The organism is Pseudomonas sp. SJZ078, assembly GCF_007828255.1.
Classification (GTDB): domain Bacteria; phylum Pseudomonadota; class Gammaproteobacteria; order Pseudomonadales; family Pseudomonadaceae; genus Aquipseudomonas.
On the sequence record NZ_VIUG01000021.1, the window covers coordinates 1 to 18,933 of the forward strand.

Here is an 18,933-nt window from a genome sequence, read left to right on the forward strand (position 1 = left end):
CCTGGTCATCAACGCCATGACCCTCGGCAACGCCGGCGGCACCGTCAACGCCCAGCATGCCCTGAGCTTCACCGGCACCACTCTGGACAACACCGACGGCCAGCTGATTGGCAACGCCGCCGTGACCCTCGACCTGCTCGGCGCCCTCACCAACACCAACGGCAAGATCGCCAGCGTCGGCCCGCTGCGGGTCGAGCGTGCCACACAGATCACCAACCAGGGCGGCCAGATCGCCAGCCAGGGCCTGCTGACCCTGCTCACCGCCGGCCTGGACAACCGCAACCGCGGCACTGTCGCGGCCAATGATCAACTTGTCCTGACCGCTACAGGCACGGTGCAGAACGACGCCGATGGCCTGATCTACAGCCAGAACAGCGGCGTGCAGATCGACGCCGCCAGCCTCACCAATGGCAAAGGCACCGTGCAGAGCCAGGGCGCCATGACCCTGACCGTCGCCAACGACCTCGACAACCAGAGCGGCCGCCTCCAGGCCAAGGCCGCTGACCTGATGGTCGTTGCCCGCAACCTGGACAACCGTGGCGGCGTACTCGCCAGCCTGCAGGGTCTGCTGACCACCCAACTGAGCGGCGTGCTGAAAAACGGCTACGACCTGAACAACAACCACCAGGGCGGCATCACCCAGGCCCAGCGCCTGAACCTGATCGCCCTGGGCGGTATCGACAACTACGGCGGGCGCATCTCGGCCCAGACCGGCGACGCCACCGTCACCACCCGCAACTTCGACAACCGCAACGGCGGGCTGTATGCCAAGGGCAAGGTCAGCGTTACCGGCAACGATTTCGATAACAGCGGCGACAACGACGGTCAGATTGCCGGTAGCCAGATCGATCTGGATTTGACCGGGGCATTGAACAACCGGCTGGGCATCATCGAGAGTGACAGCACCCTGGCGATCAAGGCAGCGAGTCTGGATAACCAGACGGGGCAGTTGCGGGCATTGGGTAGTAGTGGCAAGACCGAGTTTCAGATTGGTGGGTTGTTTGACAACCGCAACGGTACTCTGGAAACCGCCAACACTGATCTGACGCTTGGTGCTGCCAGTTTCCTCAACACCGGTGGCAGCCTGCTGCACGTAGGCACCGGGCTTTTCGACATTTCCACCGCCAACGTCACCGGCGCTGGCGGCACGCTCGTCACCCGTGGCGGCCTGACCATCAGCACCGACACGTGGAGCAACAGCGGCGTCATCCAGGCCGGGCGCCTGAACGTCAACGTCAACAACTTCACCCAGACCGCCAGCGGTCAACTGTTGGCCTCCGACAGTTTCACCGGCAGCGGCGTCAACTGGTTCAACGAAGGCCTGCTTGCCAGTAATGGCAGCGTCAACATCGGCCTGAGCGGCGCCTACTGGGGCGCTGGTCGCCTGAGCAGCCAGGGCACCCTGGTACTTGGCGCTGCGCAAGTGAGCCTCAACAGCGTCAATTCCAGCATCGCCGGCGGCGGCAACACCACCCTCAATGTCAGCGGTCAACTGGACAACGCCGGCCGGCTGACCTCCGCCGCCAACCTGGTGGTCAACGCCGGTGGGATAAACAATTTCGGGACGTTGGGCAGCGCTCAGGGGCTGACCGTCACGACCGGTTTGCTGACGAACAATCAAGGGTTGATCTTCAGCGGTGCCGACATGGGCCTGCGGGTCGACACACTGAACAACCTCGACGCCAATATTTACAGCCTCGGCAACCTCAGCGTTGATCGCAACGGCCAGGGCGCGCTGGCGAGCAGCATCCTCAACCGGTCCGGCTCGATCCAGAGCGACGCCAGTATGAGCCTGGCGGCCAGCACGATTCAGAACATCCGCACCTTGTTGACCGTGGGCAACGGCGGTATTTATACCGCCAAAATCTACGAAATCGCTTGTATCGAGGGCTATAACGCCGGGGATTGCAGCGGCAAGCAGAACCATGTCTGGGAGTTGCTGCAACGCGAGAAAACCGAAGTCACTGCAGCCAGCGCGGCTTCCAGCATTACAGCGGGTGGCAACCTGACCCTGCGTGGCGGCAATCTGCTGAACCAGAGCAGCACCATTGCCAGCGGCGGCAACCTGAGCGCGTCCCTGGCCAACCTGACCAACAGCGGCGTCGAAACGGGTGAAACCGAAACCTCGCGGACTTACATGTCCGAACGGACCCGAAATGCAGGTGGCTGGTACAGCGCGGCGAGCAACTTCAACAACCAGTACTGGTTCGAAAGCGCGGGTTACAACGCCAACAACCTGGGCGGCATCGAAGGGGGCATCGCTAATTTCATCGGCATGACCGAAACGGAGCTTGGGCAATTTCGCAAGACCACCCAACTCGCCGGCGGCGACCAAAGCTACGCAGCCGTAATCCAGGCCGGTGGCGCGGTCAACATCTCGACCCAGAACAACATCGACAACAGCGTCGTACGCCCGGGCTACAGCTACATTGGTAGCGGCCCACGCACCAGCACGGCGGCGGCAGGCAGCCAATACTCGACCCGCATCACCCTCAACCAGCAACTGCCCCCCAACCTGGCGCAACAGCAGGTCAACCCGGTCGCCTTGCCCGGTTTCAGCCTGCCCACCGGCCAAAATGGCTTGTTCCGCCTGAGCGGACAGGATGGCAGCGCTCCGGCCAGCAGCGGTCCACAAAGCTGGACCCTGGGCACCGTAAGCCTGACTCCGGCCCAGAGTCAGCAGACACCGCCCACTGGCCAGGCGAGCACCTTCGACACCAGCGCTACCGTGGCAGGGACCTTGCCCGGCCGTAGCGCCGACTTCACGCTCAACCGCGTCCAGGGGCTGCCTACCAGCACCGTGGCGGCCAACCCGCACAAATACCTGATCGAAACCAATCCGGTGCTTACCGACCTCAAGCAGTTCATGAGTTCGGACTACCTGCTCCAAAACCTCGGCTACGACCCGGACCAGAGCGCCAAGCGCCTGGGCGACGGCCTCTATGAGCAGACCCTGATCCAGCAAGCCGTGGTCGCCCGCACCGGCCAGCGTTTCATCGACGGCCAGACCTCCAACGAGGACATGTTCAAGTACCTGATGAACAACGCCATCGCCAGCAAACAGGAACTCGGCCTGTCGCTGGGCGTGAGCCTCTCCTCCGAACAAGTCGCGGCCCTGACCCATGACATCGTCTGGATGGAAAACGTCGAGGTTAACGGCGAGCAAGTGCTGGTGCCGGTGCTGTACCTGGCCAACGCCAACAACCGCCTGGCCGCCAATGGCGCGTTAATCCAGGGCGCCGACGTCACCCTGATCGCCGGCAAGGACCTGAGCAATGCCGGCACCCTGCGCGCCAGCAACAACCTGTCGGCCAAGGCCACCAACGACCTGGTCAACAGCGGTCTGGTGGAAGCCGGCAACCGCCTCGACCTGCTGGCGAGCAACAACCTCGTCAACAAGGCCGGCGGCATCATCGTCGGACGCGACGTCACGCTTACCGCCACCAACGGCGACGTGATCAACGAACGCACCGTCACCACCCACGAAAGCGACAGCGGCTACCGCAGCGAACGCACCGACTTCATCGACAGCGCCGCCCGCATCGAAGCCGCCAACAACCTGACCCTCAACGCCGGGCGTGACATCAACAACGTCGGTGGGGTACTGAAAAGCGGTGCCGACACGGCCCTGAGCGCCACCCGCGACATCAACCTCACCTCGGCCGAACGCATCGCCGGCGGAACGCGCGGGCTGCATCGCGACGAAACCATCATCCAATATGGCTCCAGTCTGGACATCGGTCGCGACCTGACGGTCAAGGCTGGGCGTGATCTGACGGCGGTTGCGAGTCAGATCGAAGCCAAGCGCGATGTCAGCATGAGTGCGGTGGGTGATCTGACGTTGGCGTCGGCGGCGGATGAGCAGCATTCGTATGGGAAGACCAAGAAGGTTACCAGTCAGGAAGACCACGCCCAGCAGGTAGCGACAACGGTCAACGCCGGAGGGGACGTGACGCTCAGTGCGGGCAAGGACCTGGGACTGATCGCCAGCAAGGTCAATGCTGGGGACGAGGCGTACCTGAGCGCTGCCGCGAACCTGGTGCTGCAATCGGCTGAAGATTCGGACTACAGCTTCTACAGCAAGACCAAGAAGTCGTCTTCTGGTAAGAAGTTTCGGCTGGATGAGACCAGTTCTGTTACCAACGTGGCTAGTTCGGTTACCAGTGGAACGAAAAGCACCTTGCTAGCGGGGCAGGACCTGGCGATTGAAGGAAGTGCGGTCAGTTCCGAGAAAGGTGGCGTGACGCTGGCAGCCGGTAACGACATACAGATTACTGCCGCTACCGACTCCACCAGTGCCCGTCACGAACGTAGCCAAAGCAAGAGCAGTTGGGGGGGCCTGAAGTCGAGCAAGGTTCAGGACAAGGTTGCTGAAACCCAAACCACGGCGGTGGGCAGCATCATCTCGGGAAATACCGTGGATGTGGCGTCGCGTCGTGATGTAACCGTAACCGGTTCGTCATTGGTCAGCACCCGGGATCTGAGCGTTCAGGCAGGACGCGACCTGAAGATCGACGCGGCTGAAAACATCTTTACCCGTGACGAAATGCACAAGCAGAAGAGCCATGATCTGACCGGTGTGTTGACGGGCAACAACCTCGGCATGGATGACATCACCGGTAACCAGCACCTGTCGATCAGTAAGGGAAACCATACAGGCAAAGCAACTCAGACAACGTTGACCGGCAGTACCGTAGGTTCAAGCGAGGGCAGCATCAATCTGTCTGCCGGCCGCGAACTGAGCGTAATAGCCAGTGACCTTGTCAGCACCAAGAACACCAACCTCTCGGGCTCCAACGTTACCTTGGTTGCCGGTATGGAAAGTGCCAGCCAGAGCAGCACGGACAAGTCCAGCAGCCTCGCCGTAGGACGCGTGGTGGGTGGAGCGATTGTCGATACGGTGAAGAGCATCCGGGACAACGCCAAGGCTGCGCAGAACGCCGATGATGGTCGTCTCAAGGCCGTGAAGGGTGCACAGGCCTTGATGGCGCTCAACGGCATGGGCGATCGGGTTGACGATCTTGCGGCGGCCGCCAGCGGCAGCCCAAATAGCAGCGGTGCCGTGTTCAAGATCGGGACGGAGCTGGCCAGTACCCACAGCAAGAGCACTACGCAGTACGAAAGCACCACTGCCAAGCAGACCACCGTCAACAGCGGCGGGAACCTGCTGATCGTTGCGTCGGGCCAGGCTGCCGGCACTGCCGGGGGTATCCATGTTGTCGGCAGTCAGCTGAAGGCGGCCGATACGCTGCTGCTGGCTAAGAACGACATCACGTTCGAGAGTGCACAGAACACCGAAGATCGTGAGAACCATAGCAGCAACAACAAGACCGCCATCGGCGCCAGCTTCAACATTGGCTCGCAGAACGGTTTCACCCTCGACCTCGGAGCCCAGCTCGCCAAAGGCAAGGGGAGCGGTCATGACGTCACGCAGGTCAACAGCACCCTGGATACGGGCTCGCTGAAACTGCAGAGCGGAAACGACACGACCCTGGCTGGGGCACAGATTCATGCCGACAACATCCTGGCCTTGGTGGGTGGCGACCTGAACATCGCCTCGCGACAGGACACGTCCGAACACAAGAACAAGCAAACCAGCGGCGGCTTTGGTGCCAGCATCTGCATTCCGCCGTTCTGTTACGGCGAAACGGTGACGGCAACCGCCAACATCGCCGCCAGCAACATGAACAGCAAGTACGAGGCGGTGACGGATCAAAGCGGTCTGTTCGCCGGCAAGGACGGCTACAACATCACCGTGGGCAAGAACACCGTACTGCAAGGTTCGGTGATTGCCAGCGAGGCCACGGCCGACAAGAACAGCCTGAGTACGGACAGGCTGATCGTCAGCGACATCAAGAACGTCAGTGAGATCAAGAGCCAGTCCGCAGGCTTCAACGCTTCTTATGGCAGTGGTTATGGCGAGTTGAAGCCAGGTACCACCTTTGGTGGCAGCGTTCCGCTGTCGCTCAAGGATTCCGACCACAGCACCACGCGCAGCGCTGTCAGCGAAGGCACGATCACCGTCCGTAATGCGGCCGGGGCCAATGACCTTGTGGGACTGAGCCGGGATACCGACAACGCCAATTCCCGGTTGGACCGTCCAGATGAAAAAGCGATGGAGGAGCGGATCGAGCTGATCCAAAGCACCGTTGCTTTATCCAAGACGGTCATCTCCGAGGTCGCCAGCGCGCAGCAACAGGCTGCCAATGAAAGGGCTCGAACTGCGTCGACCGAGCAAGAGCGCAACGCTGCGATTGCCGATGCCAAGAGCTGGGACGTGGGCGGTGACAAACGTTTCATGGCTGATATCGCTGCCGGCTTGATTGCGGCGGGTCTGGGCGGCGTTGGGGGCAGTACGGCGGTGGGGTTGGTGGCTAACACCACGGCGGCCGACACGTACAAGAAAATTGGTGATTACGCTGATCAGCAGTTGGCAGAAGCCACACGGCAGAAAGATAAGACGCTTCAGGCCGCCTGGGGCGAGGGCGGTGCAGCGCGCGTCTTGCTCCATAGCTTGGCCGGCGCTGCGCAAGGCTTGTCCAGCGGCATCGCCGCAGGGGGCGCGCTGAGCGCAGGAGCTTCGGCCGCCATCATGCCGGCCCTGGATAAGGTGCTTAAAGACAGCGGTGTAGGTGTCGACAGCCGAGATGCTTTCGATGTCTTGCTGGCAGCAGGTCTGGGGGCGGCGGTAGGCAAGGGCGGCATCGCACAGGCGAGCGGCGCGACTATTGCGAGCAACGTAGAAAGATATAACCGCCAGGTCCATCCCACCGAAGCGCGCTTGATCGAGCAGGAAGCGCCAATGCTGGCTGCCCGGCTTGGCATCAGTCAGGCCGAGGCCGAGCAGCGGATGGCGCGGGCGTTTGCGTTTTATACCGATGCGGACTGGAACAAGACGATTGGTGGGACAGACGGCCAGTTTGATGCTGTGACATTGGAGTACCTGGGGAAGGCGTTGGCGCCGTTGGCTGAGCGGTATGACACCACTGTCGGAGCTCTGGAGAACGATAACAAGGGTTACACCTCCAGCGAAACGCTGGCCCTGATAAAGAACTACAACAAGACGCACTCATCGGAATTCAAGAATGCAGATATCAATATTGCTTACCTCGGTGACCCGGACTCTTATGGCACCACTGATCTGGTTAATTTCTACAAACTGAATCTTGATTTCAGCGGCAGAAAAAATGGCGCGTTTGACGGAGCCAAGGGATCGTTAGCCGGTTTGGGTGGAAGCGTTTGGTCCACGGTTCAATCAATGGCTTCGATGGGGAACGACCTTCTTTCGGGCCACGTGCTGGAAGTTGCGAACAACGCGCTGGACCCGTTTATAGAGCCACAGGACTTCGTTGGTGGCTGGATGGTCACTCAGGATGGCCAGGACTTTGTCCTCAAGCTGCAAAACAATAGCTATGGTCAGGCGCTGCAAACGACGAAGAACGCTGTTGACCTTGCTACGTTGATTTTGCCTGGGCCTGGTGAGGTGGGGGCGGCTGGGAAGGTCAGTGAGCTGGGGCAGTTTGAGGCCAAGCTTGCGCAGCAGTTGGAGGCTCTGACTCCGGCTACTTCCGCTATAATACGGATCGGACTACGGGAAGACCTTGCGGCACAAGCCGGGATTCCACGGAATATGGTGGAAGCCCCGGCGAATGTCTGGGGGAAATCCATTGATGATATTCAGCAGTCGTTCCAGATGGATGGTGCTAAGCTAATTTATGAACCACCCAGAGCTGGGTCATCGGGCAATGCTCAGGTCTATAGGGTTGAAGGTGGTACAACTGGGATCAAAGAGATTCAATATAGTCCATCTACTGTTGGGGGAGTTAAGCCGTCAATTCATATAGGTGAGTATTATAAGGTTACCTATTTTGATGGCAGTAAGGCCAAGGTAGTTGATCCCTCCACTTATAGGCCGACCTTCGAAAAAGGCATGCCTATTTATGATAATAATACTGTTTACTATAATCCGCAGGGGCAGAAAGTTGTGTTTAATTCAGCGAAAAACTTATGGGAGCCAAAATGAGTGATTTTGTTATCAGGTGGTCGGCTCCGATTTTGCCATCTCACTCACTTGCTGGAATCCCCTTGGGAGTTCATGTTGATGAGTTTGAAGCGGTGCTTAATAAGTATGTTGTCGACGATGCGAAGGGTATATATAAGTTTGTAGACTCTCCCGCTCTAAAGATGGAAAAGCATTTCGACTCAAAGGGAGAGGGTGGATATGGATTTCATGTTGTTGATTTGGAATTAACTAATTGGCGCTTGTATTACGATAGTCCGGAGCATTTAGGTGTTGAGACAAGAGCGCTCCATGTGCTAACTCGCAACTGGAAGATTTATGCCGTTAAAGTGTGGATGTATGAAAATCTTGCCGATGGTCAAAAACCAGTCAGCTCATATCAGGGTAAGTTGCCAGAAAATATAGGGCTTGGGGATTTTGTAAGAGAGCTATTGCCTTATACGGATCTTGAGTTTGATAGTGCAGAGGAATGGTTTTATACAGATAGGGAATATGGAGGGCTGGAGGTGACAGGTTATTGCTGCGATCTGAATGAGAGGCCAGATCAAGTAATTATTGCTTTAGCGGTTGTTGGCTAGCAAAGCAAAGTGAGAAAAAGCGCGAAGTAGGGCAAGGTTTCTTAGGGGAGAGCACGATTGTGAGTTGACTGGAATCGCTCGCCTTTTAGTCGTGGCTATCCTGAGAAGCTCTTGGATAAACTCATCAGGTTCACATCATTCTTTATAGAGATGAGACGATTGAGTGTGGTCCCCTCCCCTGTTTTCATTTAGCTATTAATAATGTGTCAGGAGCATCCATGAAAAAAACCACACTGCTGATATTGAGCCTGATCTTGACGTTACCAGGCTGCAAATCCAACGTCCGAGATTCTTCCCCAACCCTGCTCAACAACGGCATCCAACTCCAGCAAAATAAAGTAACCGTCGACGCCCAGCACGCCAAGGTCATCATGAAAGCGACCGGCAACGTCGTCCCGGTAGAGTTTTCGATCAGGCGCGCAACGGACCCCGACCAGCGCCTGGATGTGCAGGGAACCGTAGTGGACTCCGGTCGTGGCAAAGTGTTTGGCTGGATAGCCAAGCTTAACGAAGCGACTCACAGCGCGACCTTGAAGCACTTCCCTCAGTTGGAGGTACAAGCTGACCCCGATCAGCCATTCGAGGTATCGGGTTACGCCAGTGGTGCGAGTATCAACCGTGGCTACCGCTGCGGCCCGATCAGCACTACATTCACGCCGGAGAAAGGTAAGGTTTATCTGGCGGAGTTTCAGTTTGTAGGTGAAGGCTGTGAGCTGCATGTCTATGACACCACTCAGCCTCAGCAGCGCGTTCCTGTTGCGAGCGCACCTAGCCGCTGATTCAGTTTACAAATGCTAAATGGGCGACCCACAGGTCGCCCGTTTTTATTACTCCGCCGCCTGCGCTCGCAGCCGCCGTCCAATCACATCCATCACGTCGCACCCATCGCGCAACGATATCGTCAGCATTTTGCAGAAGTCGGAAAGCACGACTGTGTCGGAGCTGATATCCGAACGAAACGCGATGTTCTCCAACACCTGAGTCACGGTGCGAATACGGTAATCGGCAGTTTCGAAGAGAACATCGAGCGGGACTTCGGTGTCGATGAGCAGGGTGGCGGGCGTGCAGTCGATGCCAGTAATGGGCATGTATCGTTTCATGTTTAAGTCTCGGTCAATGGTAGTGAAGACCGTCACCCATTATCGTCGCCAAACGAATGGGTGACAGCTGTACGCAGGTTGGCGAACCGGGACCGAGTTCCGGCAGACCCGAGGGTCTCCCGCGCACAACTGCCATAGAGCAGTGATGCGGGTACGAAAGTTCCTGCAAGTAAGCGGGAGCTTTCGCACACGGTCAACGGATCGCCAAATCCGATCGCCATTTGGGCGACGGGCGGACTATAAGCTTCATCCTTCGAATGCCGCAAGGCGCTTGTTTCCTAGGTTTGCGTAGGATTTTGTGGCAAGGGCGCCAAACAGGAACTCACCCTGTCCATCGGCGTGAGCCTCACCTCCGAACAAGTCGCGGCCCTGACCCATGACATCGTCTGGATGGAAAACGCCGAGGTCAACGGCGAGCAGGTCCTGGTACCGGTGCTGTACCTGGCCAACGCCAACAGCCGCCTCGCGGCCAACGGCGCGTTGATCCAGGGACGCGATGTCAGCCTGATTGCGGGTAAGGATCTGAACAACGTAGGCACTTTGAAAGCCAGCAATAACCTGTCGGCAGCAGCGGGCGAGACTCTGGCCAATAGCGGCCTCATGCAGTCCGCTGATCGTCTCGATCTACTGGCCGGTACCAATGTGATCAACAGAGCGGGCGGCATTATCACTGGGCGTGACGTCTCTGCAACGGCGATTCTGGGAGATGTGGTCAACGAACGCACGGTTACTACCCATCAAAGTACAAGCGGCTTCCGTAGTGAGCGCACCAGCTTCATCGACAGCGCGGCTCGTATCGAAGCCGCCAACGACCTGAGCTTCTCGGCGGGACGGGACATCAACAATATAGGTGGCGCTCTGCAAAGCGGACGCGACCTGCTCCTTAATGCCGGAAGCGATGTCAACCTCGTCGCTGCGCAGACCATCGACAACGAGCTACATGGCACGAACCGAAACAACAGCACGACCACTCAATACAGCGCGAGCGTCACCGCCGGACGAGACCTGTCGGCGAAGGCCGATAACAACATCAACGTCATCGCCAGCCAGATCGACGCCAAGCGCGACATCGACATGGCCGCGACCGAGAACATCACCATCAGCTCGGCGGCGGATGAACAGCACTTTTTGTACAAGAGCAAAAAACTGACGGTGCAGGAAGATCATGTCAGTCAGGTCAAGTCCGAGATCAACGCGGGTGGCAGTATTGACCTGAACGCCAAGAAGAACCTGACGATGGTTTCCAGCCGGATCACGGCGGGCGACGAGGCCTATCTGGCGGCGGGGGAGAAGCTTCAGTTGCTGGCCGCGCAGAACAGCGATTATTCGTTGTTCGACGAGAAGAAGAAAGGGAGTTGGGGGAGCAAGAAGACGCAGCGTGATGAAGTGACTGATGTGAAGCACATTGGGAGTGAGATCACGACTGGGGGGGATCTGACGTTGGTCAGTGATGGGGATCAACGCTACCAAGTTGCAAAACTCAATAGCGGCAATGATCTGACTCTCGACAGTGGTGGTTCCATCACTTTTGAAAGTGCAAAGGATCTGCATCAGGAGAGTCACGAGAAAAGCAAGACCAGCGCCGCCTGGTTCAGTATGGAAGGCGAAGGTCGCACCGACGAGACCTTGCGCCAGAGTGAGCTGACTGCCCGGGGCGATCTGGTGATCAATGCGGTGGGCAAGATTCACGCAGATGTGCTGCAGGTCAATAAGCAGACGGTGAGCGAGTCCATCGATGCGATGGTCAAGGCTGACCCGAAACTGGCGTGGCTCAAGGAGCTGGATGCGCAAGGCGGTGTCGATTGGCGACAAGTGCAGGAAATCCATACCAGCTTCAAGTACGCGAACTCCGGTATGGGGCCTGCCGCGCAGATGATCGTCGCCATCCTGATGACGGTGATGCTTGGCCCTGCTGGTGTCGGTCTGAGCGGCGCATCCCTTGCGGGTGCTGCCAGTCTCGCTACTACCGGTACGGTGGCGACCATCAATAACAATGGCGACCTAGGCGCCGGGTTGAAAGCGGTCATCAGCAAAGACGGCCTTACCGACGCTGCGATTGCGACTATCACTGCAGGTGTCGCCGATAACTATCTGGGCGACATGACCATGACCAAACAGGTCAATGGCAAGACAGTGATTGACCTGGGGTCGATAGAAGCCGTCAGCCATTTTGCCGGTCAGCAGTTGATCAACAACGCGTCCGCTGCCGCGATTGCCAAGGCCTTTGGTCGAGACGTGACGCTTGCGAGCATCCTGCAATCGACGGTCTACAGCACGTTGTCGGCTTACTCCTTCGATCAGGTGGGAAATCTTGGGCTGAAGACCGGTAGCCCGGAAAAAATCGCCCTGCATGCGTTGGTCGGCGGCATGATCGCTGAAGCATCGGGTAGCGACTTTGCCGTGGGCGCGATGGCGGCGGGTGTGAACGAGGCGTTTGCCAATCAGTTGCGGCGGATGTCGGCTCAGATGGCCCCGGAAAATCGCGACCGCCTGATGCTCGCAGCCTCGCAATTGTTAGGCGTTGTAGCTGCTGCGGCCGTGGCCGGCGATGACACGGATGCCCTCCAGACGGGTTCGTTTGTGGCTGGCAATGCTACCCAGTACAACAACCTCAACCATGATGACATGCGTGACTTTGTCGGGGACATGAATGCCTGCGGCAGCAACGAGACTTGCCAGAAAAACACGTGGGTAGGGGGAAAGTACGAACAGATCAGTAACGAAATCACCGATTGGTCGGAGCACGCCGTCAGTGGGGCATTTGCCAAGTCCCTGTTGACTTCGATTCAGGGCGGTCTGACCGCGCTTAAGGATCTCAATTGCACGACTGCCACCTGCACGCAATACAAGGACACCTTGACCGAGCGTGCATTAGACAATCTGACGAAATTGGCCAAGGTCACTACCCAGTGGGAGATCGCAACCAGTGTGGCCTCATTGGTTCTACCGAGTTCGGGCGGTGCACGCGGAACATCGGCCACTGTTGAGGCGGCGCTTGATCGCTTCATGCAAACCAAGGCTACGAGTACCGGAGTTTCTACGGTTAGGCAAAAAACCGCTCTGCCTGACGGTTATCGTGAAGGTAGTTCAGCAGGAGCTGCCTTCAATGAAACGGGTGGTTTACCCGACGGCTATCGTAGAGTCATCAATACCAAGACTGGCAACACAGAGGTTTTGGCAGCGGATGGCAAGCTCTATTTTGAGACTGATAATGGACTGAAACCGAAGGCTGGGGGTAATCTTGCCGGGTTGGTTGAGATAGAGAAGAGCATTACAGGTGCAAAAGGCATTCTTACACCTGAAGACTTTCCAGAGGTGGCTAGCAAAATCAGTCAGAAACAGCTTCGGCATATCGCTGGAAGGCCTGAGCTTGAGGCTCGAGGGGGCGGAGGGTTCTTGAATAGTGTTGATGATGCTCAAAAAGTACTAGATGCTTACCGTACAGGACAGGTCGAGATTTTAGGTAAGAATGCTCAAGGGTTTCCGGTCGTGAAATTTGAAGGTGTAACCGGAACCAACGTTAACGCTGGCGTTGGCATAACCGGCCAGCCAACCAATGTTTTTATCATCAAAGGTACAAAGAGCCCAAGTATCGTCCCTGCTAATCCTAATTGGACTCAGAAATGAATGCGGCAGCTGAATTGAAAGCTTGGAATTTCCAAGTGTTAATGCTTGTTCAAGCAATGCTGGGGGCGGTTACTCCAAACTTCAGGATGGTGGTATTGTCTCGTGAAGATAATATGTGGGTAATAAAATTCTATCTTGAGAAGCATGTAGAGGATGATATTGACGAGATAGAAGATGTCATATGCCAATATACTGCGTATCAGGACTCGGATTTAATATGCAAGTCAGAAATTTTGGTTGGCAACGAAAAGCTACCTAGCCTGTCGGAAACTGATAGGGTTATTTATCGTCGAAAGGAGTGATTTTTGATTTGGGGTAAAAGTAACTTCGCCCGGTACAACAGGTCTAGGGGGAGTTTCATTTGACGCTGCTAGCGGGGTCGGCACTACGTACTCTCCGAAAGTGGCGATGAATGCCGGTAAGGTTATATTTGAAGGCTTTGCTGTTGGTACATCGAAAGGTTTTGTTGGCTATGGTTTGGTTGGGGCAGCCAGTTATTGGGACCGCTAAAAAAGCTCCTAGAATACACTCGATCTCAAGGATGCAGGAAAGGCTATTATGCTTCAGAGAAGGGCGCAGCATTAGGGGCGGGGAAAGTAGGCGAGAGATCTTTTAGTTTTCCTGCTACCAAGGGAGGGCTTAGAGTTTTTGTCAAAGGGCTAAAAAATGAGTTATCAAAAAGCCGCGAGAAAATATCTGGAAAGTCTCAATGCGTCTGGTTATGGATGCTATATACCCTTGTGTAGTGATCCCGGACTCGGGCAGGGAGTATATGAGATTGATTTGGTTGGCGGAGCATTGAGACTTTTTGAAAAAGGCTTGGCTGTCGAGCTTAAGCAAAAGAAAGTCGATGTGCTTTATGGTGATATTTCCAAAATCACTAGTCATCTCTCCGCTGCGGTATTTTCAAAGGCATCGGCGACCCGAAGCGTGAATGTTTCAATTCCGTTAGAGATTTGTTTTTCGGAGGAGGTCTTGGTTTTTGAGGTGCATTTGTTGATTTACTCTAGGATGGTAATTGTTTTAAATGAATTGTGGCAAGGTTCGAAAAGCTAAGTAGTCAACACGTTGGAGTAGACGGAATGTTGAGGGCGAAAAATTTCAGCGGATAAGATACTTAGGGTGGCGAGGGTACTTACTCGGCAAGAAACGGACAGGCCACGTTTTCAAATCGATCCCGAGACGAGTAAGTGGGAATGAATGATGATTTTTTAGAATTGAATGACTTAGATTGGTTTGCAGTTTTTAATGATGGGTTACTTGCGCATTTTGCAACCGGGGGGAGAGGCGTTGTTCCTGAGATGATCAGGGAGTCGATTTCTAATTACGAAATGGCTTATGATTATTTTTATTCGTTAAGTGATAGCTGTGAGTATGAAGTGGTTGAGGAAAATGTTCCGGTTTTTAACACTGAAGCTCAGCGTGATCGATACGTGCAATCGTTTGCCATAATGGCTCGGAAAGGATTGTTTAGTTACGATATTTGTGATTTTGGCTATAAGTTAATAGCGCTTCCTAAGAAAGGGAGAAAGAGCTCTGAGTTGCCATTAGGTATTAAGGAGGTTTTGTACAGGATTCCGGCTAAATGCTTTGATAATGATATAAAGTGTATCAAGATTCCCTTGGGGGATGTGGGTGGTCTCTGAGGCTCTCCAGTTTTTCTGCATGAAATCAAGAGGTTGGATTGTTGAAGTGGTCAGAATTTTTCGACTTTTCACTGAGTGTGGTTTGCCTTACTTTATGTGACTACTGATACTGTGCTGGGAAGCCTTTATGAAAAAAACTCACTGTTGAATGTTGAACCTGATCCTAAGAGCTTCCCATTTCTCTAGTTGCCTTGTAGAACGGCGCACACACGAAGGAAGCCATCTCCGCTCTAGCCAACCATCCGTTCTAAATTAATAGCCTAAGGAAAACCAATGCGTCATTTCTGCTCCTATCTCCTCCTATCAACAGCAATGCTCCTCTCCGCCTGCAATACCACATCCTACGACAAGGCGACGATCTACTATGATCGCGCCCAGTTCCCTTCGCAACTTGTCAAAGATTATCCAGAGCTGACCGATCCCATTCTCCAGCACGGTCGTTGTTCCTTGGTTGTTTCAACCCCAGGCTCGAATACGGGCACCTATTATTTCTGCACCTATGCGCTGACCTCCAAGGGGCTTTATATGCAGGGATGGGACGCCAAGGCGATGAAATACGTCGAAATCGCCCATGTAGATCTAACGGCGCTGAAAGAAGTTTCGTTATATACCTTCGTGCGGACCAAGCAGCTCCAACTGACCGAGGAGCGCCGTCAGTTGGCGCTCAGTGCATCCATTGACGAAGGGGGGTATGTCGATGGAGCGGCCACGGAAAGTCTGTTCGAAAGCATCAAGCGCAAAGGCATGCCGGTGGTGGAAAGCCAAGGCATGATCAACCCACCCGCGCCGCCTTCGCCGATGATCATTCCTGTCGTTGTTCCTAGGTAATCGAAACAGGGAAAACAGGGACAGGCAAATCTGAGAATCATCTGGCCGGCCTCCCCACCTCACAGAGGTGGCGCAAAATTCAAGGTGCGAACTTAGACTTTTGCTGAGGAGGCCGTGATGAAATTCTGTGGCATAGATCTGCATTCGAACAACAGCGTTGTGGTGGTAACCGACGAAGCGGACAGAGTCCTGGTTAGCCGACGCTGTCCCAATGAGCTTAAGCCGATTCTCTCACTCCTCGAACCACACCGTGACGAGTTGGTTGGCGTGGTGGTTGAGTCAACGTACAACTGGTATTGGCTAGTTGACGGCCTTATGGTTGTGGGTTTGGACGTCAAATTGGCGAACCCGGTAGCAATGAAACGCTATGACGGTTTGAAGCATTCGGACGATAAAGATGATGCGGCATTCCTCGCGCATTTGCTGCGCCTAGGGATTCTGCCGACGGGCTATATTCATCCACCGCACGAACGAGCGCTACGAGATTTGGCGCGTAAGCGAATTCAGTTGGTACGTACAAGAACCCAGCACATCCTGGCCGTTGAAAACATTGCGGCGCGCCAGTTTGGGCATAGTTTTAGCTGTAATGAGGTCAAGGGCTTTTCGGCTACATCCGTTGACAGGCTGGGCCTGTCAACGGATGTAGCCTTGGCGATGAAGGCCAATGTTGCCGTTATCCAGGCGCTTGAGGTCCAGATCGCCAGCTTGGAGAGTCGATTGCTTCAACAGGTCAAATTACGACCTGAGTATTCCTTGCTGAAAACGATGCCGGGGGTAGGTGAAGTGCTCGCGACGGTGATCATGCTGGAAACGGGTGATATCGGACGCTTTGCGCAGGTAGGTAACTTTGCTTCCTATGCTCGGTGTGTGGAGAGTGCCCATTACTCCAACGGTAAAAAGAAAGGTGAAGGCAACGCTAAAAACGGCAACGCTTACCTGATTTGGAGCTTCATCGAAGCGGCCAATTTTGCCCGGCGATTCAGCGAAGATGCCAAACGATTTTTCGAGAAAAAGAAAGCCAAGACAAATGGTGTGGTGGCGACCAAAGCACTGGCTCACAAGCTGGCGCGTGCGAGTTACCACATCCTGAAGGAGAAACAGCCTTTCGACGCCAAACGCTGTTTCGCCTGAAGGCGAGTGGGGTGATGATCGGCCAACCAAAAAGGGACTGGGCATGAACCACGAAATCTGAGTGGCGTCCGATCATCACCGCCTGAGTGTGTTGTAACCGGGTCGTCTGCCAAGAGAGTCAACCGAGACTGGACGTGCGTATTGCGCACGAGCCACAGTTCTGTGACACGTTTTGGACACATTGGCGGCACCAACGTTTCTCTGGGGCAGTTTACTGCCAGGGCGGTGCAAGTTTTATCGCTACCGCTTGATCCATATGGGTGTCAGGCACGACTCGGTCGTAGCCATTGATGAGAAAACGGGTACGACGGGTTCAACCAGGCAGGTTGGGGCAAGGGGGAACCCAGCAGTTAAAAGCTGCAGGGCGAGTTGGCTTTTAGCCTTGACTTGAGACCGGCTAATGGGTGTCCCCTTTTTCTCCTCTTTTTTTCTTATTGAAGTGTCCAAAATCATTAGGCCAGTTCAGCCTGCCCGCGATAGCGGTGGGTCAGCTTGCATGTGCTCATGCTTTTTAGCAGGGGCCCTTTTCGTCTAGAAGGTTTCCAGGTCCACAGGGGAATTTTCGTACTTTTGTACAGGATACGTCTGATTTCAGGTAACCAGTTCCGACAATAGGATCGGGGAAAAGGGGTCCTGAGACTTGCTGCTTCCAGCATCTCCATTTTTTAGCTGGCAGCCGACGGTTATGACCGATTATCAAGGGCTGCACATTCATGCCGAGAAGGGTATTGTATGTACATAGGTAAATACAGGATGTCCCATGGGGTTTGAATGGGACGAAGCCAAGAACGAGGCCAACATCCGCAAGCACGGTATCGATTTCAACGATGTGCTGGATGTCTTCAACCACCCGCTGCTGACCTTGCGCGATGACCGGGTGGGCTACGGCGAAGAACGCTGGATCAGCATTGGGTGGATCAAATCGTTGATTGGCGTGATCGTTTACACAGAGCAGCAGGGAGATGTGGTTCGCATCATCTCCGCCCGAAAAGCCACCAAAAAGGAGGCCAAATATTATGTCGAAAGCATCGAAGACTGACTGGGAGCGCCTGGCCAAGATGGACGACCAGGACGTCGATACCAGCGATATTCCTGAGCTGGATGAGGATTTCTTTCGCCGCGCCGAGTTGCGTGTGCCGGTCAAGAAGGCTGTGACTATCCGCCTCGATGCTGACGTATTGGAGTGGTTCAAGGGGCAGGGTGTGGGCTACCAGACGCGTATCAATCAGCTTTTGCGCCAATACATGCAGGCCCAGCAAAGTCATCGTAACTGAACAACTTAGCGCCATGAAGCGGGCGACTCCCTGAGTCGCCCGCTTTCATCATTCCGCCACTTGCGCCCGCAACCGCCTCCCAATCACATCCATCACATCACAACCATCGCGCAACGCAATCGTCAGCATTCTGCAAAAATCAGAAAGCACCACCGTATCCGAGCTGATTTCCGAGCGAAACGCAATATTCTCCAACACCTGGGTCACGCTACGAATACGGTAGTCGGCAGTTTCGAAGAGGACATCGAGCGGTGCTTCGGTGTCGATGAGCAGGGTTGCCGGCGTGCAGTCGACGCCGGTGATGGGCATGTATCTGGTCATATAAGAGCCTCAGTGAATGGATGACTCTCTGTAGTGCAGGTCGCCAAACCTGGCCGCACTTGGGCGACGAGAAAAATATAGACCTCCCCGCCAAAGCACTACAAGCCACCACTTTCCCACCTTCACGTAGGAATTTGGCCTGCTTGCCGGTGATGTTAGTTGATGTTGTGTAGGCCTCGGCAAAGCACACGACTGCTGCGCAGCCGAGCGGGAGCGAGCTAGCTCGCCACAGGGGGATCAGCGGTCTTGCATGGGTGTTGAATGTGCTGCCGCCATCGCGAGCAGGCTCGCTCCCACAGGGATTGGCGTCGTAGCCGATGCTGTGATCAGCCCGAGATCAGGGTGGGAGCGAGCCCCTGCTCGCGATAGCGGTATTCCAGCAGCTTCGGGCTCGCCCGCGCGGTTTGT

At 55.5% G+C, this 18,933-nt stretch carries 13 protein-coding genes; 11 read left to right on the forward strand and 2 right to left on the reverse strand.

Annotated elements, in window-relative coordinates; all coding sequences use genetic code 11:
- From FBY02_RS18365 to FBY02_RS18375, 3 genes are all read left to right on the forward strand, one after another.
- On the forward strand, window positions 1-8,023 hold an 8,023-nt coding region (locus FBY02_RS18365), incomplete at its 5' end, for a hemagglutinin repeat-containing protein (protein ID WP_178115372.1).
- Window positions 8,020-8,598, forward strand: a complete 579-nt coding sequence (locus FBY02_RS18370) for a hypothetical protein (protein ID WP_144929659.1) — start codon at window positions 8,020-8,022, stop codon at window positions 8,596-8,598. The genes FBY02_RS18365 and FBY02_RS18370, both read left to right, overlap by 4 nt.
- A 218-nt stretch (window positions 8,599-8,816) precedes the next feature.
- On the forward strand, window positions 8,817-9,377 hold the full coding sequence (locus tag FBY02_RS18375; RefSeq protein ID WP_144929660.1) for a hypothetical protein: 561 nt from the start codon (window positions 8,817-8,819) through the stop codon (window positions 9,375-9,377).
- Window positions 9,378-9,425: 48 nt separating this feature from the next.
- Here the strand turns inward: FBY02_RS18375 and FBY02_RS18380 are convergent, their stop codons facing one another.
- A complete protein-coding gene (locus FBY02_RS18380; RefSeq protein WP_144929661.1) occupies window positions 9,426-9,698 on the reverse strand; it encodes a hypothetical protein in 273 nt (90 codons plus the stop codon).
- A 339-nt stretch (window positions 9,699-10,037) separates the two neighbouring features.
- On the opposite strand from FBY02_RS18380, the gene FBY02_RS18385 reads away from it, so the two are divergent.
- The 8 genes from FBY02_RS18385 (at window position 10,038) to FBY02_RS18420 (ending at window position 18,204) form a co-directional block, all read left to right on the forward strand.
- A complete protein-coding gene (locus FBY02_RS18385; protein ID WP_256662534.1) occupies window positions 10,038-13,325 on the forward strand; it encodes a hemagglutinin repeat-containing protein in 3,288 nt (1,095 codons plus the stop codon).
- Complete coding sequence (locus FBY02_RS18390; protein WP_144929662.1) at window positions 13,322-13,627, forward strand: hypothetical protein; 306 nt, start codon at window positions 13,322-13,324, stop codon at window positions 13,625-13,627. The genes FBY02_RS18385 and FBY02_RS18390 overlap by 4 nt, the downstream gene beginning before the upstream one ends.
- A gap of 364 nt (window positions 13,628-13,991) precedes the next feature.
- Window positions 13,992-14,381 (forward strand): hypothetical protein, encoded by a 390-nt coding sequence (locus FBY02_RS18395; RefSeq protein ID WP_144929663.1) that lies wholly within the window; start codon window positions 13,992-13,994, stop codon window positions 14,379-14,381.
- Between the two features lie 140 nt (window positions 14,382-14,521).
- Window positions 14,522-14,971, forward strand: coding sequence for a hypothetical protein (locus tag FBY02_RS18400; RefSeq protein ID WP_178115373.1), 450 nt, complete (start codon window positions 14,522-14,524; stop codon window positions 14,969-14,971).
- 273 nt (window positions 14,972-15,244) lie between these two features.
- Window positions 15,245-15,799 (forward strand): hypothetical protein, encoded by a 555-nt coding sequence (locus FBY02_RS18405; RefSeq protein WP_144929664.1) that lies wholly within the window; start codon window positions 15,245-15,247, stop codon window positions 15,797-15,799.
- A gap of 117 nt (window positions 15,800-15,916) precedes the next feature.
- Window positions 15,917-16,930, forward strand: a complete 1,014-nt coding sequence (locus FBY02_RS18410; RefSeq protein ID WP_144929665.1) for an IS110 family transposase — start codon at window positions 15,917-15,919, stop codon at window positions 16,928-16,930.
- A gap of 760 nt (window positions 16,931-17,690) precedes the next feature.
- Window positions 17,691-17,969: a BrnT family toxin gene (locus FBY02_RS18415; RefSeq protein WP_144929666.1), complete on the forward strand. Its 279-nt coding sequence runs from the start codon at window positions 17,691-17,693 to the stop codon at window positions 17,967-17,969.
- Window positions 17,947-18,204, forward strand: a complete 258-nt coding sequence (locus FBY02_RS18420; RefSeq protein ID WP_144929667.1) for a BrnA antitoxin family protein — start codon at window positions 17,947-17,949, stop codon at window positions 18,202-18,204. The genes FBY02_RS18415 and FBY02_RS18420 overlap by 23 nt, the downstream gene beginning before the upstream one ends.
- Window positions 18,205-18,252: 48 nt before the next feature.
- Here FBY02_RS18420 and FBY02_RS18425 read toward each other — a convergent pair whose 3' ends face one another.
- Complete coding sequence (locus FBY02_RS18425) at window positions 18,253-18,525, reverse strand: hypothetical protein (protein WP_144929668.1); 273 nt, start codon at window positions 18,523-18,525, stop codon at window positions 18,253-18,255.
- Between the last annotated feature and the right edge of the window lie 408 nt (window positions 18,526-18,933).